A 21,087-nucleotide genomic window follows, 5' to 3' on the forward strand; every position below is an offset into this window, starting at 1 on the left:
CAGTTTAGGGAAAATAGAGTGCAACTCTATCACTGATTTGACCCAGAGAAAAACAGAACAGCCCGCAACCAATGCGGGCATCATTTTAGTTTTAGAACGAAATTTATGAGGACTGTTTGGGGGAGGCGAATTGCTCGACAACACCACGATCGATACCGCAATAATCGCCCTTCAGTTCTGCACACAGCTTGGCCATGTAGTTAACCAAAAAATCAGCATTGAGCCAGGCCAGTTTACGCCCTGCCTCAGTTTGCATGGATTCAGGGAGCTTCAGCAGTTTTTTCTGGAAATGGTCAAGTGCATATGTGGAGTCATCCAACTCACGCCCACACGCTAACGGATCTTCGCTATCAAACAGTGGTCGACCCAGCGAGCCTGAAATATAAAACACTCTCGCCAGGCCAATTGCACCAAGTGATTCCAGGCGATCAGCATCCTGCACAATTTTCGCTTCAAGAGTTTGCGGCGCAATTTGAGCACTGAAACTGTGAGCACGCACCGCATGAGCAACCGCATCGTATAACGTACGAGGGAAATCGGGAAAATGAGCGTCAAGAATACGTAATGTTTCTTGTGCCGCCTGTGTAGAAGCGAGATGCCGTTCGGGATGGTTCTTTGGCAAATTGACGATGTCATGGAAATAACAGGCGGTGAGTACCACCAGCCAGTCGGCTTCGGTTGTTTCCATGATCTGTTGCGCGGTTTTCCATACGCGTCTGAAGTGGGCCACATCGTGGGCTTTATCGTCCTGCAACCAGTTATGGTGCAAGTACTCTTCGAAACGCTCTTGCCAGTGGGCTATTGGCATACGTGCTCCTTACTTCACAGCGGGATCCGGTACTTAATATGAGTACAAGATCACAAAATTAGCAAGTATCACCGTGACAACAACCCACTTTGGCACGATTTATTCACCTGGCCCGCGTGTACCAGGCGAGCCCACCTAATAATGCGGCTACCGCTCCCAGAACCAGCAACCCCATTAATGCCCCGAGCAGTTTTCCAGCCATCGAACCCATGTCCCCGCTGGTGACATTGCTCACCACCCAGAAGTAACGCAGAACTGCCCAAACCATGTACAGGCAAAATCCATAAAACAACCATAATGCCAATTTCCCACCTGGTGTGCGGGCGGGTTTCGCGTCCATAACGTCTGACATAACTCTCTCAACTGTTTAGTTTGTGTAATGCGATGGATACCCATCCGCTGCATGTGATTTTTATCACATTTATGCCGTTTTATGACAGCCTAAAACCTCTCTATTTAATCCGGAAGATTCTCAAATTGGCAATATATCAGGCCACCCCTCATAATTTTAACAATAAAATTACATTTGTGTATTTATCAACCATTCCCACGTTATTTATTTTATACACCCTTAATATAAAATTTAGTGATAATTAAATACAAAAATAAAAAAACTTATTTTCTAAATGCCAATTCTATCACTCACAAAGACTCATCGATAAAAATGCATTGTGTTTTGATATAAAAAATAGCAAACACATACTCACAATGCATTGGAAATATCCTAAAAATTAATAATTTACTTACTTTTCAATAATATAACTTAAGAATACACTGAAATATTTAGTCAAATTTCAACCAATACAGTTACATGTTTATTTATAAATAAACTGAACTAAGTGTAATAAGATTGCTGTGGATGTTGAGGACGAAATATAAGTAATCATTCATAATAATTATGACTTAAAGGAATATATAAATGAAAAGAACAGCATTGGCATTAGTGATCCCTGCTTTATTGGCAATGGGTTCTGCGCACGCTGCGGAAGTTTATAATAAAGACGGTAATAAACTGGACCTGTACGGCAAAGTTGATGCTCGTCATGTGTTCTCTGATGATTCAGGTCAGGATGGCGATGACACTTATATTCGCCTGGGCTTTAAAGGTGAAACTCAGATTACTTCCGAACTGACAGGTTATGGTCAGTGGGAATATAACATTCAGGCAGACAGCACTGAAGGCGATAGCCAATCATGGACTCGTCTGGGCTTCGCTGGCCTGAAATTTGGTGACTACGGTTCATTCGATTATGGCCGTAACTACGGCGTAGTTTACGACATTGAAGCCTGGACCGATATGCTGCCAGTGTTCGGTGGCGACTCTTACACCTATAGCGATAACTTCATGACTGGCCGTGGCAATGGCATGGCGACTTACCGCAACACCGATTTCTTCGGTCAGGTTGAAGGCCTGAACTTTGCTCTGCAATATCAGGGCGCGAATGAAGGATCTAACGGAGCCTTTGATCAGGAAGGCACTAACAACGGTCACAATGACATCAATTCACAAAATGGTGATGGCTGGGGCTTGTCCACCACATATGATTTCGGCATGGGCTTCAGCGCAGGTGCAGCATACGCCTCATCTGACCGTACCAACGAACAGCAAACCGGCTCAACTGCTGGCGGTGAAGATGCAGATGTCTGGACTGTTGGCCTGAAATACGACGCCAACAATATCTATCTGGCCACCATGTATTCGGAAACCCGCAACATGACGCCGTTTGGTGATGTTGATGGGTTTATCGCCAACAAAACTCAAAACTTTGAAGTCACTGCACAATATCAGTTCGACTTCGGTCTGCGTCCAGAAATATCTTACCTGCAATCTAAAGGTAAAGACCTGGCACAAGACTACGCACCAAACAGCGACTGGAACGACAAAGACCTGGTTAAATACGTTTCTGTTGGCGCGAACTACTACTTCAACAAAAACTTCTCCACCTACGTTGATTACAAAATCAACCTGCTGGATGGCGATGACGATTTCTACGCTGCAACAGGCATCTCTACCGATGACGTTGTGGGTGTAGGCATGGTTTACCAGTTCTAATCTGATCTAACCCGTTATTGCTTTACCTCAAGGCTCGCGCAAGCGGGCCTTGCTCTTTTAATTCCCCCGCCTCGCACTCATTTCAATTAGCTACGCTTCTACTGAAATTATTGATATATGAAATAATTTCTACCTCACCGCACAAGCTGTGACACTCGTCGTTGAATGGTGAACGGGTAAATGTTTGAATAATGTCACAGAGAATACACATACTCGTCTTCTCGCCAGCGCTGTTCAGATCGCTGGTCTGGTATTACAGTCACGGTATAGTAGTTTTCCGTTCAAGAGATGACTTTGCGAGCGAGTAACATGATTAAGTGGCCCTGGAAAGCAAGTGATTCATCTGCTGTCGCAGCACTGCCGTGGGAGCAGGCTTTATCTATTCCTGTTCTGGCGACACTCACGCCAGCTGAGCAAGAAAAGTTGACCCGTCTTGCGGATCGTTTTTTACAGCAAAAACGCCTGGTACCTTTGCAAGGTTTTGAACTTGATGAGCTAAAAAGTGCGCGTATTGCATTACTGTTCTGTTTGCCCATTCTGGAGCTGGGCATTGAATGGCTTGATGGTTTTCATGAGGTGCTTATCTACCCTGCCCCGTTTGTTGTAGACGACGAGTGGCAAGATGATATTGGCCTTGTGCATCATCAGCGCGTCGTACAGTCCGGGCAAAGTTGGCAGCAAGGCCCTATTGTCCTTAACTGGCTCGATGTGCAGGACTCTTTTGATGCCTCTGGTTTTAATCTGGTGGTCCATGAAGTGGCCCATAAACTGGATATGCGCAACGGCGACCGTGCCAGTGGAATTCCACTGATTGCCCTGCGCGATGTCGCAGGCTGGGAACATGACCTCCATGCGGCAATGAGCAACATTCAGGATGAAATCGACATGGTCGGTGAAAACGCCGCCAGCATTGATGCCTATGCCGCTTCGGAACCGGCAGAATGTTTTGCGGTGCTTTCAGAGTATTTCTTCAGTGCACCCGAGCTTTTCGCTCCTCGTTTCCCCTCACTTTATCAACGGTTTTGCCAGTTTTATTGCCAAAATCCATTGTTACGCTTGCGTGAGAGTGAAAACAGCCCGACATCTCACGGAAACACGGTGCATTAATTCAACAAGTTGAGCTTAATTTAATCATCTGAATCAAGGTGTTATTTTTGTTATTGACTCTTTTTGAACGTGACGTTACTATTTGCCTCGTTCAAACGATTCCTCTGTAGTTCAGTCGGTAGAACGGCGGACTGTTAATCCGTATGTCACTGGTTCGAGTCCAGTCAGAGGAGCCAAATTTAAGAAGCCTGCTTAGGAAACTAAGCAGGCTTTTTGCTTTTGTGACTTATTACTTTGAGAATCGCCCCCCTCTCCTGTAAGCCCTGCCACATCTGCCTGTGTGACACATCTAACCCTTCCAGTTAAAGTTGTGTAAATGTCGATATTCCACCCTCGCTCGCGATTGCAAACAATAGTGATTATCATTTATCTTGCGCCAGCCCGCAGGGATGCCTCTGCGCACTGAACCCCATTAGTTCAAATCACTCAGGGATACACAACGATGAATGAGTTTGTTCTGCCTCGCACTGGACTGCGCCGTATCACGCTTGCATCCGCACTGGTTTTCTCCGTCAGCCTGCCGGTTTTTGCACAAGACTCACTGACTCTCTACACCACCCGCGAACCGGGTCTGATTCAGCCATTGCTGGATAGCTGGACACAATCCAGCGGCGTGAAAGTCAACACGGTGTATATCAAAGACGGCATGCTTGAGCGCGTCAAAGCGGAAGGTAAAAATTCACCTGCCGACCTGCTGATGACCGTCGATGCAGGTAATCTCATTGATTTAGTTGAAGCAGGTGTGACACAGCCTGTGGATTCTGCGATGCTCAAAACCGCGATCCCAGCCAACCTGCGTGGTGAAGATAACCAGTGGTTCGCGCTATCAATGCGCGCACGCGTACTCTATGCAGACAAATCCCTGCCGATTGATAACTGGCATTACGAACAACTTTCCAGCCCGGAATACAAAGGCAAAGTGTGTATTCGTTCCGGACAACATCCGTATAACACCGCGCTGATCGCGGCGATGATTGCTCACCACGGTGAAGCGAAAACCGAAGAATGGTTGCGTGGCGTGAAAGCGAACCTGGCACGTAAAGCCACCGGTGGCGACCGCGATGTTGCCCGTGACATCCTCGGCGGCATTTGCGATATCGGCCTGGCGAACTCCTACTACATTGGCCATATGAAAAACGCCAAAGAAGGCAGCGATGCGCGTAAATGGGGCGATGCGATTAAAGTCGTGAAACCAACCTTCGAACAAGGCGGCACCCACGTCAACATCAGCGGTGCTGCGGTTGCCCGCTTTGCACCGAACAAAGCTGAAGCCGTGAAATTGATGGAATACCTGGTCTCCGCACCCGCCCAGCAGCTTTACGCCCAAGCCAACTTTGAATATCCGGTACTGAAAGGCGTCCAGCTTGATCCGGTAATTAGTGCGACTATCGGTGAAATTGACGTCGATAAAGTCCCGTTAACTGAAATTGTTAAATACCGTAAACAAGCGAGCCTGTTGGTAGATAAAGTTGGATTCGATCAATAAATCACTTCGTCTTCCGACGTTGCGCGGCCTGGTTTCCGGGCCGCAGTCATTATTAACACCGCTCCATCTTGCTGCGTTGTGTGTCGCATTAGGCGTGCTAATGCCTGTCGTTGCGCTTATCTGGCAGGCGACGCAGGCTGATTTTTCGCACTGGGATAATCTGGTCACATTTGTCCTGCCTTCGGTGCTAAAAAATACCGTTTTGCTGCTGGCAGGCGTGGCCGTGATAGTCGGCGTGATTGGTGTTGGCAGCGCCTGGGCGGTGACCGCCTGGGATTTCCCCGGGCGTAAAATTCTCAGTTGGGCGCTGTTACTTCCGTTGGCTATGCCGACCTACATCGTGGCCTTCGCCTGGCTCGATCTGCTGCACCCTATCGGCCCGCTGCAAACCTTCATCCGATTTTTACTGGGCTTCGACAGCCCGCGCCAGTTCCGGCTTCCCGACTTACGCTCATTGCCTGGTGCGATTATTCTGCTGGGTCTGGTGCTCTATCCTTACGTTTACCTGACGACCCGCGCTATGTTTATCAGCCAGCCAGCACATTTGCTGGAAGCGGCACGTACACTGGGTTGCAGCGCTGCGGGGACCTTCTTTCGTGTCGCGTTGCCGATGGCTCGCCCGGCGCTGGCAGTGGGTATCAGCCTGGCGCTTCTGGAAACGCTCAATGATATTGGGGCGTCGGAATTTCTCGGCGTACAAACCTTAACCGTCACGGTTTACACCACCTGGATTTCACGGTCTGATTTGGCTGCCGCCGCGCAAATCGCCTGCATGATGTTGATGTTTATTTTCTGCATCCTGACGCTGGAATTTTATGGCCGTAAAAAGCAGGGATTCAGCAGCCGTAGCCTGCGTGAGATTCAACCAACAGCAATACGCGGCTGGCGTGGTTGGCTGCTTGCCAGCGTTATTGCTCTGCCGGTCATTCTGGGCTTTGTCGCGCCCGTGATATTTCTGGCCTGGGAGAGCATGAAACGTTTTGGCGAAGAAAACCCACTCTCACCGGCGTTGCTTTCGGCATTGCAAAATACCTTGTTACTGGCGGCGGGAACCACACTGGTGGTGATTTGTGTCAGTTTGCTGGTGGCGTGGAGTGCACGCCACAGTGCCGCAGACAACGCGCTGCCAGGTTTTCGCCGTGGCGTGATGCGCCTTGCGTCATTAGGCTATGCGGTGCCAGGTACGATTCTGGCGATTGGTTTTCTCACACCCGCCATGGCCGTAGACCGCTGGCTGGCAGATTTGCTGGAGGTGCGTGGCTTGCCGCTGATGTCTGCCGGGGTCTTGCTGGTTATCTGCTGCGCCATGCGTTTTCAGGCCATTGCCATTGGTGCGCTGGATTCCGGCCTGAGCCGCATTCCGCCCTCACTGGAACAAGCCTCCCGTTTGCTTGGCGAAAATGGTGCAGGGACGTTTGCGCGGATTCATCTCCCGTTGCTACGCCCGGCACTAGTCAGCAGTGCGTTACTGGTCTTCGCCGATGCCATGAAAGAGCTGCCGACGACCCTACTTTTGCGCCCGGTGAATTTCGAAACGCTGGCGACACTGCTTTACGCTGAAGCCGCACGCGGAACCTATGAAGAAGGCGCCATCGCTGCGTTGATGATTGTTCTCGCAGGCACGCTACCGGTTATTTTGCTGGTTCGTCACCAGATGACTCGCACAGGTTAAAGGAAATATTTATGTCAGAAATTGCGTTACGCCTTCAGGATGTGCGTGTGGCTTACGGCAACAGTCAGCAGCCGGTGCTGAAAGGGTTTTCGATGTCAGTACGCAAAGGCGAGCTGGCATGTTTGTTGGGGGCATCTGGCTGCGGGAAAACGACGGTATTGCGCGCAGTGGCAGGTTTTGAACGGCTGCAAAGTGGTGAGATTTATGTATCGCAACAGCGTGTTGCCGCAGCGGGTGTTCATCTGCCACCTGAAAAACGCAAGGTCGGGATGGTGTTTCAGGAGTACGCGTTATTCCCGCATCTGACTGCCCAACAAAACGTGGCCTTTGGCCTGCGCCGCCTGCCGCGCGAGGAGCAACAAGTCCGCGTGACTCAACTGCTCAAAATGGTGGAACTGCATAGCCATGCCAGCCGTTATCCGCATGAACTCTCTGGCGGGCAACAACAGCGCATCGCTTTAGCGCGTGCGCTGGCGCCGAATCCTGAAATCCTGTTGCTGGATGAACCATTTTCTAGTCTGGATAAACAAACACGTGAACGGCTTGGGCGCGAGGTACGCGATATCTTACGCGAGGCCGGGCAAACAGCGTTGTTAGTGACGCACAGCGAGCACGAAGCGCAACTGATGGCTGACCATATCGGTTATGTGCAACAAGGTGAGTTTCGGGCGGGAGAAAAAACGGTGAGGGTCGAAAGCGTTTAACGCTAATCGCCCTCACGGGAGTTACGCTTCTACGGCATTCAAACGCACTAGCTGCAAAGGCTCAGCCAGCAACTCATCCATCTGCTGCACAAACGCCTGGAAATGCGGTAGCGCGATGTGTGCATCCAGCGCTTCCTGCCCTTTCCAGGATTCACGCATGTAAAACACATCTGGCGTATCTTCAAGCTGGAACAAGGCGTAATCCAGGCAGCCTTCTTCCTTGCGAGTCGGTGAAATCAGCGCCTGCAACGCAGATTTTAATTGCTCGCGTTGCCCGGCTTTCGCTTTCAGCACCGCAATAATCGACAGCGTATTATCAGCCACGTTTAGCACTCCGTTAAAATTTCGCTGAATTCGAGACGCGATTTTGGCAACGCGGCGTTGAAGTCTTCCACGCTGCGATAACCGATTGGCACGATAACCAGGCTGGTGAAACCTTTTTCACGCAGGCCAAATTCTTCGTCCAGAATGCGCGCGTCAAAACCTTCGATTGGCACCGCGTCGATATTCAGCGTGGAAACACCCAGCAAGAAGTTACCGACGTTGAGATAAACCTGCTTTTCCATCCAGTGCTGCGCATCTTTATAATCAAAGCGATGCATATTCACAAAATAGGAACGCCCTTTGTGCTGCCCCTCCATCGCCTGCTGGCTGGCAAAACGGCCATCGGCATTTTCCTGGTCCAACAGTTTAGAAAGATGCGTTTCATCAATCGCCGTTTTCGCGCAGAACACCACCACATGTGAAGCATCAAGTACTTTGCGCTCGTTGAACACATAGAAACCAGACGTTGCTTTGGCAATACGCGCTTTGGCTTCAGGTGTGCTGGCCAGAATAAAATGCCACGGCTGCGAGTTGGTGCTGGACGGGCTGAGGCGCAGCAAATCCTTCACTTTTTCGATGTTTTCAGCGGTGATTTTTTTGCTCGGATCAAACGCTTTAGTTGAGTAACGTGAAGCTGCTGATTGAATGATATCCATGATGTTTTCTCTATGATTTTTATGTAATTAGAAGCCTTCAAGCACGATTTTACCGACCGCACGATTGCTTTCAATTAATTCATGGGCACGACGTAAGTTTGCCGCGTTAATCGTTCCGAAATGTTCGCCCAACGTGGTTTGCAGCACGCGCTGGTCAATTAAATCGGCCACACGAGTTAACAGGCGGTGTTGCTCAATCATGTCGCGGGTTTCAAACATCGAACGGGTGAACATAAATTCCCAGTGCAGAGAAATGCTTTTCACCTTCAACGGACGCGCATCCAGCGTTTCCGGGTCGTCAATCAATGCCAGTTTTCCTTGCGGTGCCAGCACTTCAATCAGTTGGCTGTAGTGTTGTTCGGTTTGGTTAAGGCTGGCAACGTGAGTCACCTGCTTCACGCCAATCCGCGTCAGCTCTTCCGCCAGCGGCTTGCTGTGGTCGATAACATGATGCGCCCCTAAATCTGTCACCCATTTTTGGCTTTGCGGGCGTGAGGCGGTGCCGATAACCGTAATGTTGGTCAGCTTGCGCGCTAACTGAGTGAGAATAGAACCCACGCCACCCGCCGCGCCGACAATCAGCAGCACATCGTTTTCATTGCCCTTTTCTTTCACACCCAGGCGGTCAAACAACAGTTCCCAGGCAGTGATCGCGGTTAAAGGCAATGCAGCAGCAGAGGCGTTATCAATCGTTTTGGGTTTCAGAGCCACGATGCGCTCATCCACCAACTGGAATTCGCTATTGCTGCCAGGGCGCGTCAACGAACCGGCGTACCACACTTCATCGCCAGGCTTAAACAAGCTAACCGCTTCGCCCGTTGCCACCACTACCCCGACGGCATCCCAACCCAATACCCGTGGCTGGTCGGCTTTAAAACCGGCACGAACTTTGGTATCTACCGGGTTCACCGAAATCGCTTTCACCTCGACCAGCAAATCATGGCCTGACGCGACCGGCGTCGGTACAGTTATCTCGTTCAGGAAGTCCAGATTGCTGCCATCCTGTGCGGCTTGGGTTATCGCGATTGCTTTCATGGGTGCTCCAGAGATTAAAGGGTTCATCGTGTGAATGAACTCATGGTACAAGGTGTGCTGCTGGCGAAAAACAGCCGTTAGAAAACAACACTTATACTCGGAGAGTTAAAATGCTCAGGTTGGAAGACCTCACTTTGTTTGTCAGGGCCGCCGCCTTAAACAGTTTTAGCGACACCGCGCGTGAAGCCGGCTTGCAGCCAGCACAGGTTAGCACCGCGATTAAACGCCTTGAACAAACGCTGAATATCCGCCTGTTTGCCCGTTCTACTCGCAGCCTGCGGTTAACGCCCGAAGGCGAAACCTGGCTGCCGTATGCCATTACCGCGCTGCAAACCCTGGAAGCCGGATTTGAACAAATCCAGCCTGCGAGTGATGAAGTGCGCGGCGTGTTGCAAATTGCGGTGCCGTCCGATCTCGGGCGTAATATGCTGCTGGGCGTATTTCAGGCATTTCGCCGGGAGCATCCGGCACTGCATCTGAAAATTCTGTTTTCCGACCAACTGACCGACGTATTTAAAGATCCAGTGGATGTCGCGTTTCGTTACGGCAATAACGACGATGCCTCATATGTGGCGCTGCCACTGGCACCGGATAACCATCGCGTGGTGGTGGCATCTCCGTCGTATCTTGAACGTTGTGGCGAGCCGAAAACCATCAGCGAACTGGTGCAGCATGAAGCCCTGACCTATGCGATTCGCGGGCGGGTTTATGATAAATGGACATTAAACCTGGACGGCGATGCGCATCATGTGGCGGTGAAAAGCGCGATGATCAGCGATGACGCCGAAGTGATACGCCGTTTAGCGGTGGCGGGGGAAGGGATTGCTTATAAATCATGGCTGGATGTTAGCGAAGATGTCAACGCAGGCCGTTTGAAGATTATTCTGCCGCAGTATCAGGGTGATAGTGTGCCGCTGAATTTGATTTGCCCGCATCGTAAACAGCTTTCAACCACAGTGCGCTTGTTACATCAAGCGGTGAAACAGCGTTGCGACGAGTTACAGATTTCGTCGCGAAAAGTGTAACTCGAAGGGTGGATAAGCGCTGCGTCATCCACCCTTTACATTTAAACCGATTACGAAATCGGATACGTGTACGGCGCGTTAACGCCCAACGGCAAGCCAACTGCCCACCACACCAGCAGGAAGATGCTCCAGCAGATAAAGAAGATCACCGAGTACGGCACCATCATCGATACCAGCGTACCCACACCGGTGGATTTCACATAGCGTTGGCAATACACCACCACCAGTGGGAAGAACACCATCAGCGGCGTAATAATGTTGGTGGTTGAGTCACCGATACGGAACGCAGCCTGCGTCAGTTCCGGGGAGATCCCCACCGCCATCAGCATTGGCACCATAATTGGCGACAACAGCGCCCATTTTGCCGAAGCAGAACCAATCAGAATGTTCACAACCGCCGTCAGCAAAATCATACCAATAATGGTAGCTTCACCTGGCAACGCCATGGTTTTCAGCACATCGGCACCGGCCAGTGCAATCAAGGTACCAATATTGGAATCGCCAAACGCTTTGATAAACATGGCGCAGAAGAAGGCCATTACCATGTACGAACCCATTTTACTCATGGATTCATTCATCGCATTGATGACGTCTTTACCGCTGCTGAATGTCCCGGCGACAAAACCGTAAACAATACCAGGGATAATAAAGATCAAGAAAATCAGCGGCACGATAGATTTCATGATTGGCGCACCATAACTGGTCAGCGAGCCATCACTACCGCGCAGCAACGAAGTTTCAGGCCATGCCAGAGCGGCAAGCCCAGCCAGCCCCAGAACCATCACCAGGCCAGCCACTTTAAAACCACGGCTTTCCTGTATGCTGTAGTTGCTCATATCTTCGTTATGCTGATAATCACCGTCGATTTTCAGTTTTGACACGCGTGGCTCAACAATGCGTTCGGTTACCCACCAGCCAACCAGCGTAATCATCACCGTCGAACCGATGCCGAAGAACAGGTTACATAGCGTGTTAACGGTGTAAGTGTTGTCCAGCAACTGCGCCGCCGTTTGGGTGAAGCCTTGCAGTAACGCATCGTTACCGGTTGGCACCATGTTGGCCGCAAAGCCGCCCGATACCCCGGCAAATGCCGCTGCAATACCGGCTAACGGGTGGCGCCCGGCAGACATAAAGATAATTGCGCCCAATGGAATCACCAGCACGTAACCCGCATCAGCCGCCACGTGGCTGAACATGGCGACGAAAATAATCATCGGGGTTAACAGTTTCTTCGGCGTCACACGCAGCATTTTCTTCAGGCCGGTATTAATAAAGCCTGAGCTTTCTGCCACGCCGACACCGAGCATCGCCACCAGCACGATCCCCAACGGTGCAAAACTGGTAAATGTGGTGACCATCGAAGAAATGGTGACCGTTAAGGCCTCAGCTGAAAGCAGGTTATTAATCTTAACGGCTTCATTTGTAACAGGATTTATGACATCGAAATCAATGGTGGAAAGCACCGCCGACATTGCCATAACGACCAATAAAAAATAGAAAAAGATCAAAGCGGGTTCGGGTAATTTATTCCCTGCTTTCTCAACAGCGTTGAGAAATCCTGTCATTAGACGACCTTCCGTGTTCCTTGTCGTTGTACTCATTCCTACCTCTGCTCACTGTTTCATTCATAGAAGTTATTGTTTGGTGCAATTAATAACATTTTAGAATAATTAACAGCTACTAACTTTACGTTAATAGTCAAAACGAGACGTTAACAGGTGATAGATATCATGTTTTGGATGAATGACGAGATATTGAGCTGGTGGATAATTAATCATGCAGAATAAAAGTCGGATACCGCTACTGCGAATCCGACCAGGGAAGAACCGTCCAGATGAACGGTTTACGGGAGCGGTTCTTTTTTAGGACGAGGGTATTTTTTAAGCCAGCGACCGCTGACCATGCGCCAGTAGAACAATACGCCGCGCACTGTCCAGTCGAAGAACATCCCCATCCAGACACCGACCACGCCCATTCCCAGCACAATGCCTAATGTGTAGCCCGCCACCACGCGACAGCCCCACATACTTGCCATGGAAACCCACATGGCGAAACGCGCATCACGCGCCCCTTTCAAACCAGCAGGTAGAACCCACGAAGCCGCCCAAATCGGCATAAATGCGGCGTTCAACCAAATCAGGATTTTAACCACTTCTTTGACGTCATCTTCACTGGTGTAAAACGACGCCATCAAGCCGGCAAACGGCGCGGTTCCCCAGGCAATAATCGTCAGGCCAAGCGTAGACAGCCAGAATACGTGGCGCAGTTGCCGTTCCGCCTGGCCAATTTGCCCTTTCCCAAGACGCTTGCCGACAATAATGGTGGATGCCGAACCCAGCGCGTTCCCCGGTAAGTTAATCAACGCCGCAATGGAAAAGGCGATGAAGTTACCAGCAATCACGTTGGTGCCCATTCCGGCAACAAACATTTGCGTCAGCAATTTACCGGCGTTAAACAACACCGATTCGATACTGGCGGGAATACCAATCCCCAGCACTTCCCACAAAATGCCGACTTTCAGCGGGCGGAAATAGCTTTTCAGCGAGATACGCAACGAAGGGGCAAAACCCACCACCAGAACATAAATAAAGCCCAGCGCACCGATATAGCGTGAAATAGTCAGCCCAAGTCCGGCGCCAAAAAAGCCCAGCCCGTTCCAGCCCAGCGCGCCATAAATCAGGATGCTACTGATGATAATGTTGAGGATGTTCATCCCGCCATTAATCAGCAGCGGGATTTTGGTGTTCCCTGCCCCACGCAATGCGCCGCTACTGATAAGCGCAATCGCCGCCGCCGGGTAACTCCAGACTGTCGTTTGTAGATAAGACAACGCCAGCGCTTTCACTTCAGGCGTTGCCGCGCCAGCAATAATATTCACCACATATTCACCCGCAAGGTGAATACCGGCGGCCAGCCCGATGGCAATAATCGTCATCAGGATCAGCGACTGCCGTGCGGCATCACGCGCCCGTTTCGGGTCACGTTTACCGAGGCTGAACGCCACCACCACCGTAGTACCGAGATCCACCGCGGCAAAGAACGCAATAATCACCATATTGAAGCTGTCGGCCAGACCGACGCCTGCCATCGCCTCTTTCCCCAGCCAGCTCACCAGGAAGGTACTCAACACGCCCATCAATAAAACGCAGGTGTTTTCCAGGAAGATAGGCACTGCAAGGGGAGTTATTTCGCGCCAGAACAGGACACGATAACTTTTTCGTTTGGCATACCAGCGTGTTTTAGCCACACGCTGGTGAAGTGCTGCTTGTAAGTTCAAGATTGACCTTGGGGGGAAGTGAAACCACATTTCAAATAATGATTTACAAATCGTTATCCTGCAAAGAGTTTTTTGTATAAAACAGGTTCATCATCCTATCCCCTAAATAATTGGAGTTGCATCAAGACGGCAAACTCAGGAATCCCCAGGAGCTTACATGAGTAAGTGACTGGGGTGAGTGAGTGCAGCCAACGCCGAGGCAGCTTCAAGTATGACGGGGATAATCGCCGCCCAAATACGCCTTCCGCACTTCCTCGTTCCCCAACAACTCCTCGCCGCTGCCGCTCAACCTGATCTGCCCGTTGGCCATCACATAACCGCGGTCAGAAAGTTTCAGCGCGTGGTGGGCGTTCTGCTCCACCAGAAAAATCGTCATGCCGTTGCGCGCCAGTTCACGCAGCGTGTGGAAGATTTGCTTCACCACAATCGGTGCCAGACCCAGGCTTGGTTCATCCAGCAGTAACAATTTCGGGCGGCTCATCAGCGCGCGGGCAATCGCCAGCATTTGCTGCTCGCCACCTGACATGGTCATCGCTCGCTGTTTGCGGCGCTCTTTTAAACGCGGGAACAGATCAAACATGGTCTGCAAATCCTGCGCGGCATACTGATTACCGATGGGAATGGTGCCCATCAGCAGGTTTTCTTCGACCGTCATATCTGGGAAAATCCGCCGCCCTTCTGGGGCTTGCGCAATACCGCCAGACGCCACAAAGTGCGTCGATTTATGGCTGATGTCGTCGCCACGAAACAGAATTTGCCCGGCGCGAATACGGGGCTGGCCGAAAATCGACATCAACAACGTCGATTTCCCGGCCCCGTTCGCGCCAATCAACGCCACGGTTTCCCCTTCGTTGACCTGCAAAGAAACCTGTTTTAGCGCCTGAATCGCGCCGTAAAAAACGTCCACATTGCGAAATTCCAGCATCGCCTCACTCATACACTGACCTCGTCTTCGTCGGTGCCCAAATAGGCGGCAATCACTTTGTCATCGTGTTGGATTTGTTCAGGTTTACCCTGCGCAATCACATCCCCGTGGTCGAGCACAATGATGTGGTCGGAAATCTCCATCACCATGCCCATATCATGTTCAATCAGCAGTACGGTGATGCTGTGGTGGTCGCGCAGGAAGCGGATTATCTTACTCAGCGTGCGGGTTTCAACCGGGTTCAAACCCGCCGCCGGTTCATCGAGGCAGATCATTTCCGGCGCGGTACACATCGCACGGGCAATCTCGAGACGCCGCTGTTGCCCGTAAGACATCTCACCCGCCAGGCGGTTGGCGCAATCCACCAGTTCTACCACTTCCAGCCAGTAAAACGCGCGGTCCAAAGCCCGGCTTTCGGCGCGTCGATACGCAGGCGTATTCAGCACACCGGCCAGCAAATTACGGTTCACCTGCATGTGCTGCGCCACCAGCAGGTTTTCCACCACCGACATTTCCCGGAACAAGCGGATATTTTGAAAGGTTCGCGCAAGCCCGGCGCGGTTTACCAGGTGTGTGCCGCCGAACATTTTGTAGAACAGACGCGAACCCAGTTGCGCCGGATTAACCCAGTCGCCAGGCTGGAATTTCTGCCCGAGGATTTGAATCACGTTGGTGGTTTTATCACGCGTGTTAAACAAGATATTGCCGCCGGAGGCTTTATAAAAACCGGTCAGGCAGTTAAATACCGTGGTTTTTCCCGCGCCATTGGGGCCAATCAGTGCGGTAATCGACCCACGGCGCACCTCAAGATTCACGTCGTTAAGCGCTTTAATACCGCCGAAGTGCATCATCAAATGTTCGACGCTAAGAATCATTTCACTCATGGCGCCACTCCTTTGCGCACCACAAAGCCGCTACGATTGATGCGAATCAGGCCACGTGGCCGCCAAATCATCATCACCACCATTAACATGCCAAACAGCAGCACGCGATATTCAGCAAAACTACGCAGTAGTTCGGGTGTCACGGTCAGCACAAACGCTGCCAGCACCACGCCAATCGTCGACCCCATGCCACCCAAAACCACAATGGCGAGAATTAACGCCGACTCAAAGAAGGTGAACGATGTCGGGTTAACAAAGCCCTGATAAGTGGCGAAGAAGACCCCGGCAATACCCGCGGTGGAAGCACCCAGCGTAAAAGCAGATAGCTTAACCAGCACATGATTCAGCCCCATCGATCGGCAGGCAATTTCATCTTCACGCAACGCTTCCCAGGCGCGGCCAATTGGCATGCGTGTCAGGCGGTGTTTGATGTACAGCACCAGCAAAACCACCAGCACCAGGATGGTGTAGATAAAAATAAACTTCAGGTTGGGGTTATAGGTAAGATGGAAAAACTCATGGAACGGCACTCCGCCTTCTTCTTTGGCGCGCCGTCCAAACTCAAGGCCAAACAGCGTCGGCGGCGGTGCGGAGATCCCGTTCGGGCCGCCGGTAAACGTCAGCCAGTTGTTGAGCACCAGACGGATAATTTCCCCGAATCCCAGCGTCACAATTGCCAGGTAATCACCGTGCATACGCAATACAGGGAAACCAAGAAGCGCACCTGCCGCCGCCGCCATCAGCGCCGAAAGCGGTAACATCGACCAAAAACCCAGCCCGAGGTATTGATACCCCAGCGCCAGGCCATACGCGCCAATGGCGTAAAAGGCGACGTAACCCAGGTCCAACAACCCCGCGAGGCCCACCACAATATTCAGCCCAAGGCCAAGCAGCACGTAAATCAGCCCGAGGATCGCTACTGTCAGTACATATTTGGTCGCCACAAACGGGAAACAAACTGCCAGTGCAATCACCAGCGGAATAATCCAGCGCAGGCGGCTTTTGTATTCCGGTGGGCGCACATACACACCCGAGTTATCCGTTTCAAAGCGGCTCAAAAAACGTATCCCGGCGTGTGTGGTCAAAAAAGCGCTCAATAAAAAACGCCCGACCATCACCACTGCGATAATGACCACCAGCCGCTGCCCTTCGAAATTAAAGCTGTAGCCATCCAGCACCACACCTACTATCGGGCCAAAAACAATCAATGCGACAAGACCGGCGAAAATCGCGTCCAGCACGCAGCGTTTGAGGGAAAAACCTTCATGCATAACCGTTTCTGTTGTCATTTTTTCTCCCTCACACTTTGGCAACGAAAGGTCGGCCAAGCAGCCCCTGAGGACGGAAAATGAGGATCACCACCAGCAATCCAAACGAGAACACATCTTTGTAATCGGAATTCACCATGCCCGAGAACTGCGCCTCGGCAATACCAAGAATTAACCCACCAAGCATCGCGCCAGGCAACGAGCCAATCCCGCCCAGCACTGCCGCCGTGAACGCTTTGATGCCAATAATAAAACCGGCGTAGAAATCAAAAGTACCGTAGTTCATGGTGATCAACACACCCGCTAGCCCCGCCATCGCCGCACCAATCACAAACACCAGCGAGATAATGCGGTCGGTATTAATCCCCAGAATCGAAGCCATTTTGCGGTCTTGCTGAACCGCACGGCACATGCGTCCCAGCCTGGTATTACCAATTATCCAGGTAAGCAGCAACATGCCAGCAAACGAAGCAATCAGGATGAACACTTTGGTATAAGTGATTTGCACAAAACCATCGCCAATATGCAAACGGAGCACGCCATCAAGCATGGTGGGAATGCCCTGCTGGCGCGGCCCCTGGCTGATTTGTGCATAGTTTTGCAGAATCAACGACATGCCAATGGCGGAGATCAGCGGCGCTAAACGCGTCGAGTTGCGCAGCGGTTTATAGGCGATGCGCTCAATGGTCCAGCCATACACACCCGTCACCACAATGGTAAATACCAACGTGCCGAGGATCAGTAACGGGAATGATTGCAGGCCGAAGAACGACAGTAGCGCCAGGCCGATGGCGCACAGATAAGCGGAGATCATATACACTTCGCCGTGCGCGAAGTTAATCATGCCGATAATGCCGTAAACCATGGTGTAGCCAATGGCTATCAACCCGTAGACGGAACCTAGCGTTAAGCCATTAATCAACTGTTGCAGGAAGAATGCGTCCATAGATAGGCAATCTCTTTTAGGGCGGCGGACAAACTTCTTTTGTAGGTCGGGTAAGCGAAGCGTCACCCGACACTTTCACCTGCAATCACAGGCGTAAATGGTGGATGACGCTACCGCTTATCCCCCCGACAAACCCCAATAGCGTATTGTTGTCCAGCGAACCTTATTGGACTTCTTTGTATTTGCCTTTGTCGTCCCATTCATAAACGACATAGTCCGACACCTTCAGGTCGCCTTTGCTATCCCAGGCTTTTTTGCCCATCACAGTATCCACCGGATTAGCTTTCAGCCAGGCGCTGGCTTTAGCCGAGTCGGTGCCACCAGTGGCTTTAAATGCCGCAGCGATAGCCTGCACAGAGGCGTAGGAATAGAGGGTGTAGCCTTCTGGCTCAAATTTGTTAGCGCGGAATTTATCGATAACCGCTTTGCCGTCAGCAATTAAACGCGGATCTTTGCCGAAGGTCATATAGATGCCGTTGGTGTATTGCGGTCCGCCTGCCGCGGTAACCATCTCTTCGTTGACGATACAGTCGCCGGAGAAGAATTTGGCCTGCACGCCCTGCTCACGCATCTGGCGTACCAGTGGCCCCGCTTCCGGATGGCAACCGCCGAAGAACACCACGTCAGGTTTTTGTGCACTGATTTTGGTCACCAGCGCATTAAAGTCTTTTTCGCCGCGCGACAACCCTTCGTACATCACATCGTTGACGCCGCGTTTCGCCAGCGCTGCTTTGGTGGCATCCGCCAGCCCCTGCCCGTAGGTATCTTTGTCATGAATGATCACCACACGCTTGGCTTTAAGCTTGTCGATAATAAAATCGCTGGCGACCTGCCCTTGCTGGTCATCACGCCCACACATGCGGAACAGATCATTCATGTTTCGTTCAGTGATAATTGGGTTAGTCGACCCAGGGGTGATAGTCAGAATACCGGCGTCGTTATACACCTCTGAGGCCGGTACGGTAGATGAAGAACAAAAATGCCCGACCACAGCATTCACTTTATCCTGATCCACCAGACGGTTAGCAACTGACACTGCCTGTTTTGGTTCACAAGCATCATCACCCTGCACCAGCTTGATTTTTTCGCCGTTGATGCCACCGGCGGCGTTAATATCTTCCGCGGCTTGCGTCGCGCCATGCCAGTACTGATCACCATAAGTCGCGTTCGGCCCGGTAAATGGCCCAGCAACACCAATCACAATATCGGCGTGGGCGGAAAACGCCGTCACCAGACAACCAGCCAACACAAGAGAAAGAGGACTTCTGATAAATTTCAGCGACATTTGTATGTTCCTTAGCAAATCAGCAAAGAGGTTTATGCAAAACGGTGTAAGAGCCATTTTCAAAAGCAAAAACGCGAACAAAATACAAACTGCTTTTCCCTGTGATTAATCACGGCCTTGAACATTAAGCAAAATGGTTGCCAGAATTGTTAACCAAATGTCAATGTTTCGACATATGTCAGTATAGAGTGCGCTGGTAAGGCGCTCGGCACAACGCGATGAAATTACAGCGGGGATCACATCTGCTTAACAATAAAGCAAATAAGTGATGAACGAAGCGGCTTTGCACCAATAAAGAACTTACATAATGAAGGGATGCTGTTAGTTCAACCCAGACCAGGACAATTCGTGTTAAAACTCAACAAGTTGACTATAAAAAGAGCAAACAAAAAAGTTTTGCGCGAACCCTTTGACATGCCACGAGCTAATCGTTAATATGCGCCCCGTTAACCGATTCCTCTGTAGTTCAGTCGGTAGAACGGCGGACTGTTAATCCGTATGTCACTGGTTCGAGTCCAGTCAGAGGAGCCAAATTCGAAAGCCCGCTTAAGGAAACTTAAGCGGGCTTTTATGTTTTTACTTTTCGCGTCTCGAATTCCCGCGCCTGCCCTTATCCCAGTATTTAAAACTACCCGGTTTTTCCGGATACCATGCTAATCGGCACCGGCATCCCGGAACGGCGGGTTAACGCGGCACTCACCATGACGGCATCCACACCGTAACCTTCAGTCATATTGCGCAGTGCTGGGGTGATAGGCAGTGGGACTTTATTGTCAGATTCAAACTCCGCACGGTTGCGGGACAATGGCTCATGCACTTCCAGCCAACGCCGCCCGTCTGGCTCGACGGTTGCTTTCACCGGCTGGTCAATAAACTGCACGCGCGTCCCCACCGGCACGTTATCGAACAAATATTTTATGTCGTCTTTACGCAGACGGATGCACCCCTGGCTGACGCGCAGGCCAATACCAAAGTTGGCGTTAGTGCCGTGGATAGCGTACAGCTTGCCGATGTAAATCGCGTAAAGCCCCATCGGGTTTTCCTCACCTGGTGGCACGTAGGCTGGCAAGGTTTTACCCTCTTTCGCGTACTCGCGCCGGGTATTCGCCGTTGGTGTCCAGCCCGGAGCTTCTTGCTTACGCTCCACCCTCGTCACCCAGTTACGCGGCGTTTCGCGCCCAGCCTGGCCAATACCAATAGGTAGGATTTCTACCGTGTTGCTCTCCGGTGGGTAGTAGTAAAGCCGCATTTCGGCGACGTTAATCACAATGCCCTGGCGTACGGTGTCCGGCAAAATCACCTGCTGTGGAATGATCAACTGGATACCCGCTTTTGGCAGGAACGGATCGACACCTGGGTTGGCTTCCAGCATATTGCTGAAACCTTGCCCGTACTGCGCGGCATAATACTCCAGCGGCTGGGTATTCCCTTGCGGAACGCTAATGGTTAACGGCGCACCGACCAGGCGGCTACCCTCGGGTGGTAGCGGATAGCTGACTGCCAGAGCGCTACTGCTAACGGAGGCAAGCACCAGAGCCAGCCAGGATAATCGAATCATCATTTCCCTGTTCTCAAACATGATATAGATAAGCTAAATATAACCCTCCGTTGAGTTTTTTGTGAGGAAAGTCT

The 21,087-nt window shown here is 51.2% G+C and carries 19 protein-coding genes and 2 tRNA genes; 8 read left to right on the forward strand and 13 right to left on the reverse strand.

Annotated elements, in window-relative coordinates; genetic code table 11:
• Positions 1–103 precede the first annotated feature (103 nt).
• Entirely contained in the window at positions 104–808 is a 705-nt protein-coding gene (locus EC843_RS05265; protein ID WP_064545446.1) for a phosphohydrolase, read from the reverse strand.
• Between the two features lie 103 nt (positions 809–911).
• Positions 912–1,148 (reverse strand): cell division protein DrpB, encoded by a 237-nt coding sequence (drpB, locus tag EC843_RS05270; RefSeq protein ID WP_064545583.1) that lies wholly within the window; start codon positions 1,146–1,148, stop codon positions 912–914.
• A gap of 579 nt (positions 1,149–1,727) precedes the next feature.
• On the opposite strand from drpB, the gene ompC reads away from it, so the two are divergent.
• The 6 genes from ompC to EC843_RS05300 all read left to right on the forward strand — a co-directional run bounded on the left by ompC (position 1,728) and on the right by EC843_RS05300 (position 7,830).
• On the forward strand, positions 1,728–2,861 hold the full coding sequence (ompC, locus tag EC843_RS05275; protein ID WP_121813847.1) for a porin OmpC: 1,134 nt from the start codon (positions 1,728–1,730) through the stop codon (positions 2,859–2,861).
• 309 nt (positions 2,862–3,170) lie between these two features.
• Positions 3,171–3,968 carry a DgsA anti-repressor MtfA gene (gene mtfA, locus EC843_RS05280; RefSeq protein WP_121813848.1) on the forward strand — a complete coding sequence of 266 codons (798 nt, stop codon included), beginning with the start codon at positions 3,171–3,173 and terminating at the stop codon, positions 3,966–3,968.
• Positions 3,969–4,068: 100 nt separating this feature from the next.
• Positions 4,069–4,144 (forward strand) — tRNA-Asn (locus EC843_RS05285).
• A 266-nt stretch (positions 4,145–4,410) separates the two neighbouring features.
• Complete coding sequence (locus EC843_RS05290) at positions 4,411–5,454, forward strand: extracellular solute-binding protein (protein ID WP_064545440.1); 1,044 nt, start codon at positions 4,411–4,413, stop codon at positions 5,452–5,454.
• The gene (locus EC843_RS05295) at positions 5,438–7,126 is read left to right on the forward strand and encodes an iron ABC transporter permease (protein WP_133521823.1); all 1,689 of its coding nucleotides are present in this window, start codon (positions 5,438–5,440) and stop codon (positions 7,124–7,126) included. Before EC843_RS05290 ends, EC843_RS05295 begins: the two co-directional genes overlap by 17 nt.
• 11 nt (positions 7,127–7,137) lie before the next feature.
• The gene (locus tag EC843_RS05300) at positions 7,138–7,830 is read left to right on the forward strand and encodes an ABC transporter ATP-binding protein (RefSeq protein WP_133521824.1); all 693 of its coding nucleotides are present in this window, start codon (positions 7,138–7,140) and stop codon (positions 7,828–7,830) included.
• A gap of 21 nt (positions 7,831–7,851) precedes the next feature.
• Here the strand turns inward: EC843_RS05300 and EC843_RS05305 are convergent, their stop codons facing one another.
• From EC843_RS05305 to EC843_RS05315, 3 genes are read right to left on the reverse strand one after another with little or no spacing between them, the layout of a single operon-like run.
• Positions 7,852–8,154 (reverse strand): putative quinol monooxygenase, encoded by a 303-nt coding sequence (locus EC843_RS05305; protein ID WP_121813850.1) that lies wholly within the window; start codon positions 8,152–8,154, stop codon positions 7,852–7,854.
• A 2-nt stretch (positions 8,155–8,156) separates the two neighbouring features.
• Entirely contained in the window at positions 8,157–8,810 is a 654-nt protein-coding gene (gene nfsB / locus EC843_RS05310; protein ID WP_064545432.1) for an oxygen-insensitive NAD(P)H nitroreductase, read from the reverse strand.
• A 27-nt stretch (positions 8,811–8,837) separates the two neighbouring features.
• A complete protein-coding gene (locus tag EC843_RS05315) occupies positions 8,838–9,845 on the reverse strand; it encodes a zinc-binding alcohol dehydrogenase family protein (protein WP_064545431.1) in 1,008 nt (335 codons plus the stop codon).
• Positions 9,846–9,955: 110 nt separating this feature from the next.
• On the opposite strand from EC843_RS05315, the gene EC843_RS05320 reads away from it, so the two are divergent.
• On the forward strand, positions 9,956–10,870 hold the full coding sequence (locus EC843_RS05320; protein ID WP_064545429.1) for a LysR family transcriptional regulator: 915 nt from the start codon (positions 9,956–9,958) through the stop codon (positions 10,868–10,870).
• Between the two features lie 50 nt (positions 10,871–10,920).
• On the opposite strand, the gene EC843_RS05325 is transcribed toward EC843_RS05320, so the two are convergent.
• The 7 genes from EC843_RS05325 to EC843_RS05355 all read right to left on the reverse strand — a co-directional run bounded on the left by EC843_RS05325 (position 10,921) and on the right by EC843_RS05355 (position 19,455).
• Positions 10,921–12,435, reverse strand: coding sequence for an AbgT family transporter (locus tag EC843_RS05325; protein WP_133521825.1), 1,515 nt, complete (start codon positions 12,433–12,435; stop codon positions 10,921–10,923).
• A 278-nt stretch (positions 12,436–12,713) separates the two neighbouring features.
• Positions 12,714–14,147, reverse strand: a complete 1,434-nt coding sequence (locus tag EC843_RS05330) for an EmmdR/YeeO family multidrug/toxin efflux MATE transporter (RefSeq protein WP_064545425.1) — start codon at positions 14,145–14,147, stop codon at positions 12,714–12,716.
• A gap of 205 nt (positions 14,148–14,352) precedes the next feature.
• On the reverse strand, positions 14,353–15,084 hold the full coding sequence (locus tag EC843_RS05335) for an ABC transporter ATP-binding protein (RefSeq protein WP_121815376.1): 732 nt from the start codon (positions 15,082–15,084) through the stop codon (positions 14,353–14,355).
• Positions 15,081–15,956, reverse strand: coding sequence for an ATP-binding cassette domain-containing protein (locus tag EC843_RS05340; RefSeq protein WP_064545421.1), 876 nt, complete (start codon positions 15,954–15,956; stop codon positions 15,081–15,083). Before EC843_RS05340 ends, EC843_RS05335 begins: the two co-directional genes overlap by 4 nt.
• On the reverse strand, positions 15,953–17,245 hold the full coding sequence (livM, locus tag EC843_RS05345; protein ID WP_121815374.1) for a high-affinity branched-chain amino acid ABC transporter permease LivM: 1,293 nt from the start codon (positions 17,243–17,245) through the stop codon (positions 15,953–15,955). Before livM ends, EC843_RS05340 begins: the two co-directional genes overlap by 4 nt.
• 10 nt (positions 17,246–17,255) lie before the next feature.
• Positions 17,256–18,170, reverse strand: coding sequence for a branched-chain amino acid ABC transporter permease LivH (locus EC843_RS05350; protein ID WP_064545417.1), 915 nt, complete (start codon positions 18,168–18,170; stop codon positions 17,256–17,258).
• Positions 18,171–18,333: 163 nt separating this feature from the next.
• A complete protein-coding gene (locus EC843_RS05355; protein ID WP_064545415.1) occupies positions 18,334–19,455 on the reverse strand; it encodes a branched-chain amino acid ABC transporter substrate-binding protein in 1,122 nt (373 codons plus the stop codon).
• A 455-nt stretch (positions 19,456–19,910) separates the two neighbouring features.
• Between EC843_RS05355 and EC843_RS05360 the strand changes: the two genes are divergently transcribed.
• Positions 19,911–19,986: transfer RNA gene (locus EC843_RS05360), tRNA-Asn, on the forward strand.
• Positions 19,987–20,083: 97 nt separating this feature from the next.
• On the opposite strand, the gene ldtA is transcribed toward EC843_RS05360, so the two are convergent.
• Positions 20,084–21,013: a L,D-transpeptidase gene (gene ldtA / locus EC843_RS05365; protein WP_166642052.1), complete on the reverse strand. Its 930-nt coding sequence runs from the start codon at positions 21,011–21,013 to the stop codon at positions 20,084–20,086.
• Positions 21,014–21,087 lie beyond the last annotated feature (74 nt).

Source organism: Buttiauxella sp. JUb87 (assembly GCF_004361975.1).
GTDB classification, from domain to species: domain Bacteria; phylum Pseudomonadota; class Gammaproteobacteria; order Enterobacterales; family Enterobacteriaceae; genus Buttiauxella; species Buttiauxella ferragutiae.